This window comes from Rhodococcus globerulus, assembly GCF_019334125.1.
Lineage (GTDB): Bacteria > Actinomycetota > Actinomycetes > Mycobacteriales > Mycobacteriaceae > Rhodococcus_F > Rhodococcus_F globerula.
Window position 1 is genome coordinate 789,291 of the sequence record NZ_CP079698.1, and the last position, 15,487, is coordinate 804,777.

At 62.2% G+C, this 15,487-nt stretch carries 16 protein-coding genes; 10 read left to right on the forward strand and 6 right to left on the reverse strand.

From position 1 onward, the window contains the following. Positions 1–98 precede the first annotated feature (98 nt). The 5 genes from KYT97_RS03620 (at position 99) to KYT97_RS03640 (ending at position 6,295) form a co-directional block, all read left to right on the forward strand. Positions 99–1,667 carry an LVIVD repeat-containing protein gene (locus KYT97_RS03620; protein ID WP_219111771.1) on the forward strand — a complete coding sequence of 523 codons (1,569 nt, stop codon included), beginning with the start codon at positions 99–101 and terminating at the stop codon, positions 1,665–1,667. Continuing rightward, positions 1,664–2,329 carry a DUF305 domain-containing protein gene (locus KYT97_RS03625; RefSeq protein WP_219111772.1) on the forward strand — a complete coding sequence of 222 codons (666 nt, stop codon included), beginning with the start codon at positions 1,664–1,666 and terminating at the stop codon, positions 2,327–2,329. Before KYT97_RS03620 ends, KYT97_RS03625 begins: the two co-directional genes overlap by 4 nt. A gap of 107 nt (positions 2,330–2,436) precedes the next feature. Then, entirely contained in the window at positions 2,437–3,312 is an 876-nt protein-coding gene (locus tag KYT97_RS03630; protein WP_219111773.1) for an LLM class F420-dependent oxidoreductase, read from the forward strand. A 139-nt stretch (positions 3,313–3,451) separates the two neighbouring features. Beyond that, a complete protein-coding gene (locus tag KYT97_RS03635) occupies positions 3,452–5,149 on the forward strand; it encodes a SulP family inorganic anion transporter (protein ID WP_095886288.1) in 1,698 nt (565 codons plus the stop codon). Positions 5,150–5,227: 78 nt separating this feature from the next. Then, positions 5,228–6,295, forward strand: a complete 1,068-nt coding sequence (locus KYT97_RS03640; RefSeq protein ID WP_219111774.1) for a ferrochelatase — start codon at positions 5,228–5,230, stop codon at positions 6,293–6,295. 10 nt (positions 6,296–6,305) lie between these two features. On the opposite strand, the gene KYT97_RS03645 is transcribed toward KYT97_RS03640, so the two are convergent. Both KYT97_RS03645 and KYT97_RS03650 read right to left on the reverse strand, forming a co-directional pair. Continuing rightward, entirely contained in the window at positions 6,306–6,914 is a 609-nt protein-coding gene (locus tag KYT97_RS03645; RefSeq protein ID WP_033232077.1) for a hypothetical protein, read from the reverse strand. A gap of 108 nt (positions 6,915–7,022) precedes the next feature. Further along, the gene (locus KYT97_RS03650) at positions 7,023–7,364 is read right to left on the reverse strand and encodes a metallopeptidase family protein (protein ID WP_033232076.1); all 342 of its coding nucleotides are present in this window, start codon (positions 7,362–7,364) and stop codon (positions 7,023–7,025) included. Between the two features lie 77 nt (positions 7,365–7,441). Between KYT97_RS03650 and KYT97_RS03655 the strand changes: the two genes are divergently transcribed. Both KYT97_RS03655 and KYT97_RS03660 read left to right on the forward strand, forming a co-directional pair. Then, positions 7,442–7,930 carry a transcriptional regulator gene (locus KYT97_RS03655; protein WP_033232075.1) on the forward strand — a complete coding sequence of 163 codons (489 nt, stop codon included), beginning with the start codon at positions 7,442–7,444 and terminating at the stop codon, positions 7,928–7,930. Between the two features lie 263 nt (positions 7,931–8,193). Then, positions 8,194–9,882, forward strand: a complete 1,689-nt coding sequence (locus tag KYT97_RS03660) for an enoyl-CoA hydratase-related protein (RefSeq protein ID WP_245006006.1) — start codon at positions 8,194–8,196, stop codon at positions 9,880–9,882. 17 nt (positions 9,883–9,899) lie between these two features. Here the strand turns inward: KYT97_RS03660 and KYT97_RS03665 are convergent, their stop codons facing one another. Further along, complete coding sequence (locus KYT97_RS03665) at positions 9,900–10,718, reverse strand: hypothetical protein (RefSeq protein ID WP_045067725.1); 819 nt, start codon at positions 10,716–10,718, stop codon at positions 9,900–9,902. 67 nt (positions 10,719–10,785) lie between these two features. Between KYT97_RS03665 and KYT97_RS03670 the strand changes: the two genes are divergently transcribed. From KYT97_RS03670 to KYT97_RS03680, 3 genes are read left to right on the forward strand one after another with little or no spacing between them, the layout of a single operon-like run. After that, positions 10,786–11,619 carry a DUF3097 domain-containing protein gene (locus tag KYT97_RS03670; protein ID WP_033232072.1) on the forward strand — a complete coding sequence of 278 codons (834 nt, stop codon included), beginning with the start codon at positions 10,786–10,788 and terminating at the stop codon, positions 11,617–11,619. A gap of 37 nt (positions 11,620–11,656) precedes the next feature. After that, complete coding sequence (locus tag KYT97_RS03675; RefSeq protein WP_033232071.1) at positions 11,657–12,088, forward strand: NfeD family protein; 432 nt, start codon at positions 11,657–11,659, stop codon at positions 12,086–12,088. A gap of 4 nt (positions 12,089–12,092) precedes the next feature. Then, positions 12,093–13,367, forward strand: a complete 1,275-nt coding sequence (locus tag KYT97_RS03680) for an SPFH domain-containing protein (RefSeq protein WP_045067726.1) — start codon at positions 12,093–12,095, stop codon at positions 13,365–13,367. Positions 13,368–13,403: 36 nt separating this feature from the next. On the opposite strand, the gene KYT97_RS03685 is transcribed toward KYT97_RS03680, so the two are convergent. Genes KYT97_RS03685 through KYT97_RS03695 form a run of 3 tightly spaced genes read right to left on the reverse strand, consistent with a single transcriptional unit; the run spans position 13,404 to position 15,320 of the window. Further along, on the reverse strand, positions 13,404–13,937 hold the full coding sequence (locus tag KYT97_RS03685; RefSeq protein WP_045067727.1) for a hypothetical protein: 534 nt from the start codon (positions 13,935–13,937) through the stop codon (positions 13,404–13,406). A gap of 14 nt (positions 13,938–13,951) precedes the next feature. Beyond that, a complete protein-coding gene (locus KYT97_RS03690) occupies positions 13,952–14,569 on the reverse strand; it encodes a MarR family transcriptional regulator (protein ID WP_219111776.1) in 618 nt (205 codons plus the stop codon). 31 nt (positions 14,570–14,600) lie between these two features. Next, on the reverse strand, positions 14,601–15,320 hold the full coding sequence (locus KYT97_RS03695; RefSeq protein ID WP_219112796.1) for a TVP38/TMEM64 family protein: 720 nt from the start codon (positions 15,318–15,320) through the stop codon (positions 14,601–14,603). Positions 15,321–15,487: the final 167 nt, after the last annotated feature.

Genomic DNA, 15,487 nt, shown 5'->3' on the forward strand with positions numbered 1-15,487 from the left:
ACTTCCCCAGGGAACCGGACATTCGGTCAGGACGTCGGTAGGTGGGATGGATACGGTCGAGTATCGCCGACGCCCGATACACAGGGGGTTGCGCAGAGATGAAACCGCTGAGCGCTCGTCGAACGGTCAGGTCCGCGATTGTTGCCGCGGCGGCCGTACTGCTACTTCCAGTGGTCGGCGCCGCAGCGGCGCCGGAATCCAGTCCAGGTACGGTGTACGAATCCCATGCCGTCGGCAGCGATGCGGTCGAGCGCGCGAGTTGTAACGAGGATTCTCAGCCGGAAACCGGATTGCAGGGCGATGTACCAGCTGAAGACCGTAACAGCGGACGCAGTCGAACGGGCTACAGCTGCAATATCTCTCGGTTGGGTGGGTACGAAGGCCGTGGCGGCGGAATCACCTCAACCAGTTTCGAGAACTGCGCGTATGTCGGCAGCTTCTTCCCCGGAAATCTCCTCGGGCCGGCGCAAGGTGTGCAGGTTATCGATGCCTCCGACCCGGCAAACCCGAAACTCACTGCAACGCTGACCGAACCTGCCATGCTCGCGGGAACGTGGGAGAGCCTCAAGGTCAACACGCAGCGAAAACTCTTGGTGGGAACGGGAGTTCCCCTGTTGACCGGTGTTGGCATGATGTCGGTATACGACATCTCCGATTGCGCTCATCCGAAACTGCTCAATCCGGGACCGGGAACGAATCTGGGGATGCTCCTTCCCATTACATCGCATGAGGGCGGGTTCTCCCCGGACGGCAACACCTACTGGTCTTCCGGTACCGCGCCCGGCATCGTGAGCGCTGTCGACCTCACCGATCCCTCCATCCCGAAGGTGGTGTGGCAGGACCTGATCGGTCTCTCGACCCACGGAATCGGCGTCAGTGACGACGGGAATCAGCTGTACCTGTCGAACAATATGGGCGGCATCCACGTACTCGACGTCAGTGCGGTGCAGCGACGCGATCCCAATCCTCAGGTTCGCCAGCTCTCTCAGCTTTCGTGGACCGACGGATGGGCGACGCAGCACAGTATTCCGGTGAACTACGACGGCGCACCGTATCTGTTCACCGTCGACGAGGGCGGTTCGGGCGGCGTCAAACTCATCGATGTCTCCGACGCAGCCCGACCGGAGATCGCCGCGTCGATCAAGCTCGAAATCAACCTTCCCGAGAATCAGGACTCCTCGCTCGCGTCAGCGTCCGGCGGTTCGGCCTTTGCTTACGAATCGCACTACTGCGCAGCGGACCGCCCGGACAATCCCACGGCTCTCGCGTGTGGGTGGATATCGTCCGGGATCAGGGTTTTTGATGTCCGCGACCCGTTCGACGTCCGGGAAATCGCTTACTACAACCCGCCGGCGAAGACGGGGGGCAATCTTGCGCTGACAAACTCACCGCATGCATTGGCGTCGATCTTGGGCGTTCCGATATTGAGCGCGCCCGCGATCGGCCAGTCGATTCTCAGTGGTCAATTCGACCCGAACCAAGCACTCAGCGCGCGAAGCGGGATGCTCACTCAAGGCGACATCTCCACGGACTGGTGCTTCTCGGCGCCGGAGTGGCGCGGCAGCAAGCTGTGGGTGACGTGCGCGGACAACGGGTTCATGGCGTTGCAACTGGATCCCGACGTCTACTCGCCACCGGCTGATCAGCACTCGACCGTCGGTTCATGACGACGACGCGGGTAGTGCGCGTCGCAGCGTTCGGTTGCCTTGCGGTGATGCTGGTTGTGCTCGGTGCGGCGCTGCGGCCGCTGATGTTCACGGAGCAGGCTGCGCCTGCAGAGATATTGAGCGACAACGAAATCGGGTTTGTTCACGATATGGTCGCGCACCACCAGCAGGCCCTGTTCATCGCCCAGCGACTGAACACGAATGTCGATCCAGCGGTGAGTAGGCTCGCGCAACAGATCGACGATTCGCAGCGGACCGAGATCGGGATGATGCTCGGTTGGCTGCGACTCGTGAACGTGACCCCGGGTAGTCGCACTCCGATGGAATGGATGCACACCGCGTCGAATTCGACGGACCTTGCTGCGCACCATGGCGTTGTGACATCAGAGGCAACTCGCGGTCAGGCGTCGATGCCGGGGATGGCAACCATGGCCGAACTCGACTCTCTCACCTCAGCTACGGGGGTTGATGCGGAAGTGTTGTTCCTGCAGTTGATGGAGCGTCATCACCGTGGCGGGATCGTCATGGCCCAGGCGGCCGACGAACTTCTAGCCGACGGTCCGGTCAAACAATCCGCCCGCGACATGATCAGCACCCAGAGTCAGGAATCCGGACTGATGGCCCTCATGCTCGCACAGCGAGGTGCTCAACCGGTCGGGTAGACGAGCCCTGGATACCACAATGAACAGCGTTCATTCTTCTGGTACGTTCAGCTCCGAGAGCGGCCGTCACCCGTACGTGCCGGTGCACAGTCGAAGGAGTTGCATCGATGCGAATCGGTATCAGTACACCGGTCGTGAGCGTCATCCCAGGCCGGACGGTGGATTGGGAACTGGACGCGGGGATCGAGGAAATCGCAGAGATTGCGCAGCATGCCGATCGGCGCGGCTTCCATTTCGTCACCTGTAGCGAACACATCGGTATGCCCTCCGACGTATGGTCGCCTCAGCTGCCCAATGGGCGCGGAACGCGCTATTGGGATCCTCTGGCAACCCTGTCGTATCTGGCGGGAAAGACCGAGCGCCTACGCCTAGTGACGAACATCCTTGTCCTCGGCTACCACCATCCCCTCGAGATCGCCAAGCGATACGGGACTCTGGACCGGATGAGCGGCGGGCGCGTGGTTCTGGGCTTGGGCGTAGGGACCGTCGAGGCGGAATTCAAGGCACTGGGTGTGCCATTCGAAGGACGAGGACCGCGCGCAGATGACGCGATGCGCGCGCTACGCGCATCGCTGTCACAGCTCGAACCGGAGTATCACGGCGAGTTCTACGATTTCGACGGATTGATCATCGATCCCCACGCGATCCAACCGCGCGTGCCGCTCTGGGTCGGTGGGCACAGCAAGCGCGCGTTGCGGCGGGCTGTGACGCTCGGCGACGGGTGGATGCCCGGCGCACCGGACATGGAGACCCTCCGAACAATGTTGGCAGGATTTCCGGAGCGTCCCGCGGGCTTCGAGGTTATCTGCGGTGCGGACTCTCTGGACCCAGCGGCGCACCCTGATCAGGTAGAAGAGACGCTTGCCGAGATGGACGAAGCAGGCGTCACAATGGTCCCGTTCCGCCCAGTTCATCGATCACTGGCGCACTATCTCGAACAACTCGATGCGATGGCTGCATTGGAGAACTTCACGCCGCTGTGATCCTGCGGGAGTTCTCGAAGAGAAAGCCCGCGGCGCTTCACCCGGTCGGGATGAGGCGGGAGAGTGCACCCGTGGTCAACGATGGGATCACGAATCACCTCCCGGACGAAGGGCGCCATATGTCGTATCGCGGGGCTACATGAGCGCAGTTCTGGGTCGCATACGTGCTCTGCTGCCGCGCGAGCGAATGACCCGAGCCGATGTGATCGCGGGTCTTCCCGGTGCGATCGGTAGCGTGCCTGACGGTATGGCCTCGGGTGTGCTCGCCGGAGTGAGTCCGCTGCACGGTCTTTATGCGAGCATGGCCGGCCGGGTATTCGGAGGATTGTCCACCAGTACCCGTCTGATGGTGGTCACCACCACGAGTGCCTCAGCACTGGCGGCGGGGTCGGCTCTGACGGATATCCCTGATGAGGACCGATCTGCGGCTCTGGTGATGCTTACCCTCGTCGCCGGTGGCGTGATGATCGTGGCCGCCGTCTTGCGGCTGGGGAGATACACGCGCTTCGTCTCACATTCCGTGATGACCGCATTTCTGCTCGGGGTTGCGGCCAACATCGCGTTCGGTCAGATCCCGGCGCTGTTGGGGGTAGACGCGGAAGGCGGGTTTGCGCTCGCGAAGGCAGTGAATGTGTTGACGCACCCGGGGGAGATCGACTGGCGGTCCGCGGTGGTGGGCGTCAGTGCCCTGATACTCATGTGGGCATTGGGACAGACCCGGTTGCGGTTGTACGCATCGTTAGTTGCGCTGCTCGTGCCGACCGTTCTTGTGGTGGCGTTGGGTTGGGATTCGGTGAGCCGCGTTTCCGACATCGCGACTATCCCCACTGGATTCCCGATCCCGGGTCTTCCCGATCTGACCGTGCTGAGCCCCGCCCTGCTCAGTGGCGCGCTGACGGTGGCGGTCATTGTGCTGGTCCAAGGCGCCGGAGTGGCCGAATCCGCCCCAAATCCGGACGGCTCACGCTCGTCCGCCAATCGAGACTTCACCGCGCAAGGTGTCGGCAACGTCGCTGCATCCTTGCTCCGCGGGATGCCAGTCGGAGGATCGGTGGGGCAGACTGCGCTCAATCGCACAGCGGGTGCCCGTACCCGTTGGGCAGCGATCTGGTCGGGCTTGTGGCTGGTTGTCCTGCTCGCAGCCTTCGCGGGACTGGTCGGGCAAGTGCCCATGCCAACCCTCGCAGCTGTCCTGATTGTGGCAGCTGCCGGGTCCCTGGATCCGGCCAAGCTGTCGGCCATCTGGAGCAGCGGATATACCTCCCGGGTCGTGTTCGGTACAACGCTGATGGCGACGCTGTTGCTGCCGGTCACAGCCGCGGTGGGAATCGGGGTCGCGCTCTCACTGATCCTGCAGCTGAACCAGGAAGCCATCGACCTCAAGGTGGTCCGCCTGCGGGTGGACGGCAACCAACTGGTCGAGGCGAGCGCACCGAAACAACTCTCCGACAACGAGATCGTGATACTCGACGTGTACGGCAGCCTGTTCTACGCGGGAGCGCGCACGCTTGCGGCGCATCTGCCGGATCCCGCCGGTGCGAGGTCGCCGGTGGTGATCCTGCGGCTGAGGGGGCGCACGACGGTGAGCGCAACGTTCTTCACCATCGTCGCGGATTATGCTCGTCGACTCGACGCGGTTGGCGGTCAGCTGCACCTCAGTGGGATCGACCCGCGCATTCGCGACTACTGGACCGACGAACTCCTCGCCGCGCATGGGGTGAGCATCGAGTTCCACCCTGCCACCGCAACTATCGGCGAATCGACCCTCGCCGCGTATGCCGAGGCGAGAGTTCGGACGCACGACGGCGACAATCCGCCACGCGAAACGCCTTGTTAGTTCTACTGCAGTTAGTTCGACTACAACAGTGCGTACCCGGGTTTTGTCTGCAGAACGGCATCGCGCAAGATTGAAGGCATGACTGCTGGTGTGAACGACAAGTTCGATGCTCTTCTCGTGTTGTCGTTCGGCGGTCCCGAAAAACCCGAGGACGTTCGACCCTTTCTCGAAAACGTCACGCGGGGAAGGGGAGTTCCACCTGAGCGTCTTGATGCGGTCGTTGAGCACTACATGCATTTCGGTGGAGTTTCACCGATCAATGCACTCAATCGAGATTTGATCGAGCGAGTCCGGGGTGAACTGGCAACGGCGGGGCTGGATCTTCCGATCTACTTCGGAAACCGCAACTGGCACCCCATGGTCGAGGACACTGTGGCACAGATGCGCGACGACGGTATCCGTAACGCGGCCGTCTTTGCCACGTCGGCGTGGGGCGGGTACTCGGGGTGCCGTCAATACCACGAGGACATCGTCCGTGCTCGTGAAGCGGTCGGTGACGGCGCACCGACATTGACCAAACTTCGTCAGTATTACGACCATCCCCTGGTCATCGGCGCGTTTGCCGACGGAATCCGGGCGGCGCGCGCGGCTCTGCCCGAGGCGACTCGCGACGACGCTCGGCTGGTGTTCACGGCGCATTCGGTACCGATCGCCGCCGACAGAAATGCCGGACCGCCCGAGCTGGGCGGCAACCTGTACAGCCGTCAGGTCGCTGAAGCCTCGCGCCTGGTTGCCGGCGCTGTGGGCGTCGATGATTTTGATCTTGTGTGGCAGTCACGATCCGGCCCGCCACAGGTGCCGTGGCTCGACCCTGACATCTGCGATCATCTGGATATGTTGTCCACCAAGGATGTTCGCGCGGTGATCGTATGTCCTGTCGGGTTTGTCTCCGACCACCTCGAAGTGGTGTGGGATCTCGACACCGAGGCCAGGGACAAAGCCGCAGAATTCGGAATGGATTTTGTGCGGGCGGCGACGCCGGGCCAGGACCCACGTTTTGCTCAATTGGTACCGACGCTCATTTCCGAACGTCTGGCCGGTGAGCCGCCGCTCCGCCTCGGGGTCGAGCCGTTGCTCGGCTCGACCACCAACGGCGTTTCCTGCGCGGTCAACTGTTGTGCCGCAGTGCAGCGACCTAAGCGCTGAGCGCTTCGAGCTATGCGTTGGGCTGCTTCAGCTTTCCGCACGGGCCTGGCACCGTCGACGTGCTTCGTGAGGTCAGCAGGGCGGCGACGATCGCCTGGTCTTCGGCACTCAGCGACGGATCGATGTAGTTGAGCGACGGCGCACCTAGTTCACGGACGCGTCCGGCAAGCGTTGCGACAAACGACACCTTCTCTTCGTCGCCCCGGTTTGCTTCGTGGATCTGGAGGACGGATACCGGAAACTTGCGCAGTGTGACCGGCAGGAAACGAGCGGCCAGAACATGGTCGACGTTGAATCCGGCCCACACTCCCTGGTTTGCTTCCACGCACTCGGCGTCGGAGTGCGCTGCACTCTCGCCGATGTACTTGCGCGGCGGGACCAACTTCTTGGGGGCAAGCTCGGACGCGCCCTGCTGCAGGACCGGATAGTCGCCGTCTGTGTACATCCACGGCTGGTTTGCCATCGTGATGAGTCGGCCGGCATCCAAATCGGGTAGGTACCGGGACTTGAGGAGGAAGGCCACGCTGTCGACCGAGATGCCCAACAGTTCGGCGGCCTTCTGACGACTCATGGCGAAGGTCGGCGTGTTCTTCGGGGCGATCTGGATCAGGTTGACCATGTGAACTCCTGTAGATGTTCAGTTGTTGCGGCGTGTCGGTACAGCTGACATGACTATTCGGCGATTATCAACCTCTAGCTCATTTTCGTGGCCTATGTGAGTGTGATGTCACCAACCGAGCTCTCGTAAACGGGGATCTCCGATGCCGAAGTGATGACCGATCTCGTGGATCACTGTGCGTCGTACCTGCTCGACAACCTCGTCTTCGGTGGAGCAGATCGAGCAGATCGATCGACGGTAGATGGTGATGCGGTCGGGAAGTACACCGGCGTAGGTCGTTGTTCGCTTCGTGAGCGGAATTCCTTGGTACAAACCGAGCAGTCCGGGTGGGCCACCTTCGAGTTGAACGGTCACCGCAACATTGGCCATTTCGCGACCGAGTTTGGGCGGCAAGGTGTCCAAGGCGCGTTTGACCATGTCCTCGAACTGGGCGTCGTCGACGTCGATCATCTGACTATTGTGCGGGAATCGCGCCCCTGGGGGTGTGTCCATCTGGAAACAGTGCAGCGTGCGGCTATGTTGGTGGAGTGGCCGATGATCTGTACCAGCGTTACGAATTCACGTTTATCGTTCCCTTGCTGACGCTCTCGCAGGAACAGATGCTCGCCAAGTCCCTGGGTGGACGGGTGGAGGAGCGAAAAGGTCTGCAGTTGTTGACTCTCACCGCGGAAGGCATGCGGGCGGCGACGACCGCGATCACTCTTGTCGACCAACTTGCCGGCTCCGGTGTGCGACCCGAGCGGACTCATCCGGATCTGGTGTCCCGGCAGGACATCGCAGATCGTGCTGGTGTCACGCGGCAAGCCGTCGGACAGTGGGTGCGCGGAGTTCGGCAAGCGTCGACGCCCTTCCCCGTTCCCTACAACTCGGTGGCGGGTGGCATCTGGTTCTGGGGAGATGTTCTGGCGTGGTTGCGTCGTCAGGGATACGGGCAGGACACAGGCTTGCGGTACCCGACGCTTGATGAGCACATTCGAATCGACCGGCATATTGCGATCAACCACAAAACTCCCTGACGTCAGCTCCAGCAAACTGTTTGCTTGATAGTAGCTGTTGAAACAAACCGACTGTAGGTATATGGTCCCCAAGTACCTAATTCAACCTATCGGTGCGTTGGTCGTGCTTGGGGGAGCCTGGTCTACGCCGTTGATACCCGACTATGCAAGCAGGGGAATTCATGGTTTCGACCCCCAGGGCGATGTCGTCAGCTGTGTCGCTGACGGTTGCCTCGAATAACGTGATGTCACCACCAGCAACGTCTAGGCAACGTGGCGGTTGGGTGAGCGGGCAGCGATTGCGCACTGTCGCTGTTGGCCTGTTTGCCCGAAACCAGCCAAGCGAGTCGCCGACGCCGAGGCGCACGGTGCTACTTCTTGTCACCTCGGACAACGGGCTGTCGCAGCGGGCGGCGCTGGTGTTACGCGAGGCCGGCCATCGAGTGCGGACGGCAGTGGTGTCGGACGCGGAGTCGGCGCTCGTGGCCACTGCACCTGACGACTTCGATCTCATCATCTGCCCGTATCTGAAAGTTTATATACCGGAAGAGATTTGGCGAAGATGGACGACGATCATCATCCATCCCGGACCGCCAGGGGATCGAGGTCCCTCTTCGCTGGACTGGGCGATCGCGGATGGCGAGAGCAGCTGGGGCGTCACCGCATTACAAGCTCGCGAGGAACTCGACGGTGGACCGGTGTGGGCGTGGCGAACCTTCGACCTGTGCGCCGGTGCCCCCAAATCTGCGGTCTACAACGATGCGGTTACCGCCGCAGCGGTGGAGTGCATCCAGGAAGTAGTCGACAAGTTCGGAACTCCGGATTTTGTGCCGCTTACCTCGGAATCGGTACCGCGGCCGGTAGCGTCCGCGACGACGCGGCCGGTCATGAAACAAGCAGATCGCGCATTCTCGTGGTCACAGGACGCACCGAGCATCATGCGCGCGATCAATGCGGCGGACGGTTTTCCCGGTGTGAACACCGAATTGGGACTCGACCGTGTATTTGTCTACGACGCACACCTCGACGCTCATGTCGACGCCGACCCCGGCACCATTCTCGAGTATCACCACGAGGCAATCCGTGTTGCCACCGGCGCCGGGACCGTCTGGATCGGCCAAGCGCGCCCTGAAGGTCCGGCAGGTTTCAAGCTCCCGGCGACAGCCGTGGTTCGCCCAGGCACCTTTGTTCCGCAGGTGCAAGACAGTCGCTACCCGGGTATCGACTACCACCGGGACGGCGACATCGGCTACCTCTCCTTCCGTTGCTACAACGGCGCGATGAGCACCGCGCAGTGCCGACGGTTAGCCGATCGTCTGCGCTGGGCCATCGAACTTGATACCAAGGTTTTGGTGTTGACCGGTGATTACAGCGGATTCAGCAACGGTATTCACCTCAATGTGATCGAGGCCGCCGCCGATCAGGCCGGTGAAGCGTGGTCGAACATCAAGGCCATCAACTCGGTCGCGAACCAGATCGTCAATTGCGTCGACCAGGTGATCGTTGCCGCCTTCACCGGAAATGCCGGCGCCGGCGGCGTCATGCTTCCACTCGGTGCCGACGTCGTCGCAGCCCGGGACGGTGTAGTTCTCAATCCGCACTACGCCACGATGGGTTTGTTCGGCTCGGAATTGCACACGTACACGCTTCCCGTCCGGGTTGGTGACTACCAGGCTCGGCGGCTGCTTTCGGAGTGTCAACCCATCAGCATCGGTCAGGCTCGACAGATCGGACTTGTTGATGCCATCGGGCCTCGCGATCCGATGCTTTTCGAGTCGTGGCTGAACAAGATCGCAACAGACCTTCTCGTCGGGGATCGGCGGAAAGCGATGCTCGAGAAGAAACGATCGCGGCTCGCACTCGATCCGGTCGCGCCGTACGAACAGCGGGAACTCGAGGAAATGAAGAGCGACATGTTCGGTGATCGCAACGGGTTCGCTGAGAAACGTCGAAAATTCGTTCGCAAGTTGTGATCGGTGACTGTCGCTGTCTAGTTTTCGCCCGCCGGGTGGTGTGAGGAGGCACTCGCCACCGCTGCTGTTCGGGCGGATCGCACCGCGGCCCACAGCGGCCGCAACAAGGATTCTCGGGCATGGACAGCGGAGATGCTGGGTGGTTGGTTGGTCGAATCATGCTCGGCCACAGTCAAAATAGCGGCAACCTGATCGGCGCTGTCGAGGACTCGCAGCGCCCGAGGTGCAAGGGAATCGGGGTAGCGGTGATGCGCCAGGTCGGAGAGTGCATCGGCAATTGCTGCCCGGGCATCGTCACCCGGCGTGCCGGTGGGGACGGTCTGAAGCGACAGCAGTGCCGCGGCGGCGTCGCGAACGGCCTCGCGCATCGAATATTCGGCTTCTCCGAGACCGACATACTCGGCCGGCCCCGTCACGGTCGGCACGGAGTACACCGTCCAGCGCAGAACGTCGGGACCTTCATGCACGGGAACAAGCCCGATTCCCGCAGATCCCGCAGCGCCGACCAGAACACCCTCACCGGCGCCCAACGCGGCTGCGGCGAAGCCCGTACCGGCAGGCAGCCCGCGCACATCACCCGGGGCAGGTAGCGCCAATCGTAAGTCGGTCGGAGAGATGTTCCCGGCGCGTCGCAGCACCCGGAGCAACATCGGCGCGCCACCGTCGGTGATGCCCGGCCAGTCGAGTCCGAGGGCCGACGCGGTATCCGCGTCGGCGGCACCGATCAAATGCATCGGCGCCCACGCCACGAGCGCATCGATGACGTCGTCCGGGGCGCTGTCGCCGGCGAGCCATGATGCTGCCCACACGGTGAGCGTTGCGCTGGGAGAACTCATGACAGAAGAGTTTAGTTCGGCGTGGCAACCTGTGCCCCTTGGGCGTTGTCACCTAGCGTTATCCGGCGTGAGCGGTGGAAACGGATACGGTGACATCTTCGCGGGCCATGCCCGCACCCAGAAACGTCAAGTGCCTCAGGTGGCGGCCGAGCGCGACCTCGTCGTCGAGGATGCGGCAACGGGATTCTGCGGCGCGGTCGTCGGATTCGAGCGCACGTACGACGGTGATTTTGTTCGGCTCGAGGACGGCCGCTCGCAGAAGCGACTGTTTGCGATGCGTGAGGCTGCATTCCTCATCGACGGCGCACCCGTGACGTTGGTGCGACCGGCACCGAAGGCGGCGTCGGCACAGTCGGCGAGGTCCGCGTCAGGCTCGACCCGGGTTGAAGGATTACGCGCTCGCACAGCACTTCCCAGCCGGATCTGGGTGGAGGGTGTCCACGACGCAGCCCTGGTGGAACGGGTGTGGGGACACGACCTGCGCGTCGAAGGTGTAGTTGTCGAACACCTCGAGGGCTTGGACAACCTGGGGGAGCGACTTGCGGAGTTCGGCCCAGGTCCCGGGCGACGAGTCGGTGTTCTTGTCGATCACCTGGTGACCGGCTCGAAGGAAACGCAACTGACGCAGGGCCTCGGCCCGAACGTGTTGGTGACGGGCCATCCGTACATCGACGTCTGGGAAGCGGTCCGGCCCAAGTCCGTCGGAATTGCTGCCTGGCCGAAGATTCCGCGCGGTGAGGACTGGAAGACGGGGATTTGCCGCGAACTCGGCTGGGGGACACCTCAGGAAGGGTGGCGACGTGTCTACAACGCGGTGGAGAGCTTCCGCGATCTGGAAGCTCCGCTGATCGGAGCCGTCGAACAGCTTGTCGATTTTGTCACCGAGCCGAACCTGACGTAGGCGCGGCGCAGATCACACTCTCTGGTTAGATGGTGTTGTGGCTGCACTTCTTTGGCTTGTCGGGGCACTTGTGCTCGCCGGCGCGGAAGCACTGGCAGGAGATTTCTTTCTGCTGATGCTCGCCGGTGGGGCGCTTGCTACTGCCGGTGTCAGTTCGGTCACCGATTTTCCCGTGTGGGTCGACGCCGTCATGTTCGGCGTGTTCTCGGGAGTGCTCATTCTCGGTGTTCGGCCTTTCCTGTTGCGACGCTTCGGGACTCCGCCGCCCACTCCGATGGGAATTCAAGCGCTCGAAGGTAAACGTGCCGTCGTTCTCGAAGAGGTCGGCGAGCATGCCGGTCAGGTCAAGCTGGACGGTCAGATATGGACGGCTCGCCCGCTCGACAGCGCTGACGTGTATCCGGCGGGGACAACGGTGACGGTGATGGAAATCAACGGGGCAACAGCAGTTGTCTGGAGGGGACCGTAAAAACATGGCAGCACTTATAGTTCTTGGTGTCTTGGTGCTTTTCGTGATCTTGGTGGTTGCGAAATCGGTAGCACTGGTACCGCAGGCAGAAGCCGCGGTCATCGAGCGACTCGGTCGGTACTCGAAAACAGTGTCGGGTCAGCTCACATTTCTGATCCCCTTCGCGGATCGGGTGCGAGCGAAGGTAGATCTGCGTGAACGCGTTGTGTCCTTCCCCCCGCAACCGGTGATCACGCAGGACAACCTGACGTTGTCCATCGACACCGTGGTGTATTTCCAGGTCACCAATCCGCAGGCTGCGGTGTACGAGATCAGCAACTACATTGCCGCGGTCGAGCAGTTGACCACTACGACTCTGCGTAACGTCGTCGGCGGTATGACGCTGGAAGAGACGCTGACCTCGCGTGACTCCATCAACGGTCAGTTGCGTGGTGTGCTCGACGAAGCAACCGGCCGCTGGGGCCTGCGGGTCGCACGCGTCGAACTCAAGAGCATCGATCCGCCGCCGTCGATTCAGGAGTCGATGGAAAAGCAGATGAAGGCCGACCGCGAGAAGCGCGCCATGATTCTCACGGCTGAGGGGCACCGCGAAGCTGCGATCAAGACGGCAGAGGGTGCGAAGCAGAGTCAGATCCTGTCAGCTGAAGGCAACAAGCAGGCCTCCGTTCTCAACGCCGAGGGCGAGCGTCAGTCGCAAATCCTTCGCGCGCAGGGTGATCGCGCTGCCAAGTATCTGCAGGCGCAAGGTGAAGCCAAGGCAATCGAGAAGGTCTTTGCCGCCATCAAGTCGGGTAAGCCGACGCCGGAACTGCTTGCATACCAGTACCTTCAGACGTTGCCTCAGATGGCGCAGGGTGACGCGAACAAAGTGTGGCTGGTGCCGAGCGATTTCGGCGACGCACTCAAGGGCTTCGCAAAAACACTGGGTGCACCAGGCGATGACGGCGTGTTCCGGTACGAACCGCCCGCGGCGGAAGAGAACCTGCCCAGCCCGGAGGACGATTCCGACGAGGTAGCCGAATGGTTCGAGACAAAGTCCGACCCGGCTATCGCCGAAGCTGTCCGCGCTGCGGAAATCGCGGCCCGGACACCGGTAGAGGATCCTGCGGCAGCGGTTCGCGCACAGCGCGAAAGCGCCCCGCAGTTCACCGACCCGGCGCTGCCGGCACCAGGTGAAAGCCAATGGTCCGGACAGTTCCAGCAGGAGCCGGAACCTGGAGAATTCCAGCAGAAATACCCGTATCAAGACCAACCGCCGGAGGGCGGACCGCGTCACTAATATTTGAATGAATTCGAAAAGCGCTGATCACTAGAACTACGTGATCAGCGCTTTTCCTGTTCCGCAGACAGCAATCGCCCAGAGAACGCTGGCGAAGGTTCCGATGATGAACTGTTCCGAGGCATGGGGTTCACGCAGTTCGGGATACCGGGCCAATCCCTTGACTGCCAACACGATTGCGATACCTTCCGGCCACCCAGCCAGAATGGACACTGCGACGGCGATGCGCTCGAGGACTCCGATGACGCGGCCACCGCGCAATGGACCAGCGTTGGGTGCGGGGCTGCCGTCCGGTTGCCGTCTCGCAACCTTGAACGTGGCCAAAACCACGGGAGCACCCGCGGTGGCCGAAGCCAGGACACACAGGACAAGTGTCGCTCCGAGCGCAAATCCCGTGACCGGTGTGGTCCGACTGGCGGCCAGCGCCGCAACCCCGAGGGCGGGTAGAGCCACGGTGGCAGATACCCATTCGGGAACCTGGACGTGGCCGCCGCTCAGTTTTGGCAGCGCAGCCGTGACCAGCGGTGCTGCGGCTGCAACTGCGAGCGCGATCAGTGCCAGAACAACCATGTAATGCGCCCCTGTCAGTGTGTGGTGCGAGCAGTGTAGGTCTGGGCTCGGACAAGTAGCCGCTGGGAGAGTCGTCGGCCGGCAAGTTCGGCTTGCCAGCCGGCGGTGAGCAGGCGTTTCGACATGGCCTGCTTGGTGATTCCGAGCCGCTCGGCGGCGGCGGCCTGGGTGAGGCCGTCGTCCATCAATGCGATAGCCGCACGTCCGTCAGGTGTTTGCCGAAGCACGATCGTGCCAAGCATGGTCAGGGCGCCGTCGATGTCCGCGGCAAGTTCGGCGAGGTCGCCGTCGGCTGGGGCCTGCTCGACGGAGATACGCGCGGGGGCTTTCTTGGCGCGTTCGACGGCGATGCGTGCCGCCTCGAATGCTGGTCCGCGCCCGGCGCGGGTCTGGGCGGGAAGTGGTTCTTCGACGGGGCCGATTCCGATTCCGACACTCCAGTATTCGCGCCGCAGTAGTTCGAGCGCCAGGTGCACCAGGAGTTGGGGATCGTCGGTGACTGCTTGAATTTCGTCGCCTGCTGTCCGCTCGAACCCTCGGACGAGGGGGGCGGACGCGAGATCGCGAAGGACTTTGTCGACGCGGTCGACATCACGGCGACTACCGCGTTGGTCGACTGTCAGTACGAACATTAGTCAACATTAAGAGGTTGACTTCTCTATGTCAATCTTTAGAAGTTGACTTCCCGCTATCAACCTCCAGGGTTTGACCCGTAAGGGCTTGGCCATCGGACGGTTGGTGCAGTTCCACGGACGTCTTGCGGGCGTCGAACAGCAATCCTCCGATGCCAATGGCAATGCAGATTCCTGACAGCACAAGCAGGCGAGGGTCGGCTTCGCCGGACAGGGCATCGCCGAGTACGACGATTCCGATCGTGCCGGGCAGAATTCCCACCACTGTGGCGATCACGTAGGGCACCAGGCGGATCGACGAAATGCCGCAGCAGTAGTTCACCACCGAAAACGGGACGAACGCGATTAAACGTAGCGACCCAACGGCCAGCCATCCGCGTTTCTCGATCCGCTCGTCCACTCGCCTGATTGTCGGACTCGATATCCGTTGCCAGACCACCTCTCGGCCGATGGCGCGGACGAGATACAGAGCCAGGATGGCACTGACCGTGGTTGCCCCAACCGTCAGGGCGATACCTGTCGCCGATCCGAACAGCACGCCGGCGCTGAGGGTGAAAACCGTCCGAGGAAAGGGCGCGACGGTAACCAGGGAATGAACAAGAAAGAACACGAGCGGAAACATCGGTCCGATGGAATCCGCCCACTCCCGGACCTGAGAAACCGACGGGTGCGGCGCAAGGAGTGCCGCCACGAAGAGTGCGAGCACCAGCAGGACAATCGCGATCAATCTTCGGTCCAGCAGGCGCCCCATCACAGGGCACAAGGTTACCGGTGCGCGTGAGGAATCCCGACGTATGCGGCCCAGTCGTCCGGAAACCGGGTGCCCCTACCAGCGTGATGTGATGAAAACCACTACCCTTCGGGTAGGGGTGACGTTGGAGGTCCCGCCCAGTGGTACCGACTCGCCGGTAACTCGTA

What these genes read in the sequence shown, in the direction of transcription:
- KYT97_RS03620 (WP_219111771.1), top strand. Translation starts at nt 99, where the DNA reads ATGAAACCGCTGAGCGCTCGTCGAACGGTCAGGTCCGCGATTGTTGCC.
- KYT97_RS03625 (WP_219111772.1), top strand. Translation starts at nt 1,664, where the DNA reads ATGACGACGACGCGGGTAGTGCGCGTCGCAGCGTTCGGTTGCCTTGCG.
- KYT97_RS03630 (WP_219111773.1), top strand. Translation starts at nt 2,437, where the DNA reads ATGCGAATCGGTATCAGTACACCGGTCGTGAGCGTCATCCCAGGCCGG.
- KYT97_RS03635 (WP_095886288.1), top strand. Translation starts at nt 3,452, where the DNA reads ATGAGCGCAGTTCTGGGTCGCATACGTGCTCTGCTGCCGCGCGAGCGA.
- KYT97_RS03640 (WP_219111774.1), top strand. Translation starts at nt 5,228, where the DNA reads ATGACTGCTGGTGTGAACGACAAGTTCGATGCTCTTCTCGTGTTGTCG.
- KYT97_RS03645 (WP_033232077.1), bottom strand. Translation starts at nt 6,914, where the DNA reads ATGGTCAACCTGATCCAGATCGCCCCGAAGAACACGCCGACCTTCGCC.
- KYT97_RS03650 (WP_033232076.1), bottom strand. Translation starts at nt 7,364, where the DNA reads ATGATCGACGTCGACGACGCCCAGTTCGAGGACATGGTCAAACGCGCC.
- KYT97_RS03665 (WP_045067725.1), bottom strand. Translation starts at nt 10,718, where the DNA reads ATGAGTTCTCCCAGCGCAACGCTCACCGTGTGGGCAGCATCATGGCTC.
- KYT97_RS03680 (WP_045067726.1), top strand. Translation starts at nt 12,093, where the DNA reads ATGGCAGCACTTATAGTTCTTGGTGTCTTGGTGCTTTTCGTGATCTTG.
- KYT97_RS03685 (WP_045067727.1), bottom strand. Translation starts at nt 13,937, where the DNA reads ATGGTTGTTCTGGCACTGATCGCGCTCGCAGTTGCAGCCGCAGCACCG.
- KYT97_RS03690 (WP_219111776.1), bottom strand. Translation starts at nt 14,569, where the DNA reads ATGTTCGTACTGACAGTCGACCAACGCGGTAGTCGCCGTGATGTCGAC.
- KYT97_RS03695 (WP_219112796.1), bottom strand. Translation starts at nt 15,320, where the DNA reads ATGGGGCGCCTGCTGGACCGAAGATTGATCGCGATTGTCCTGCTGGTG.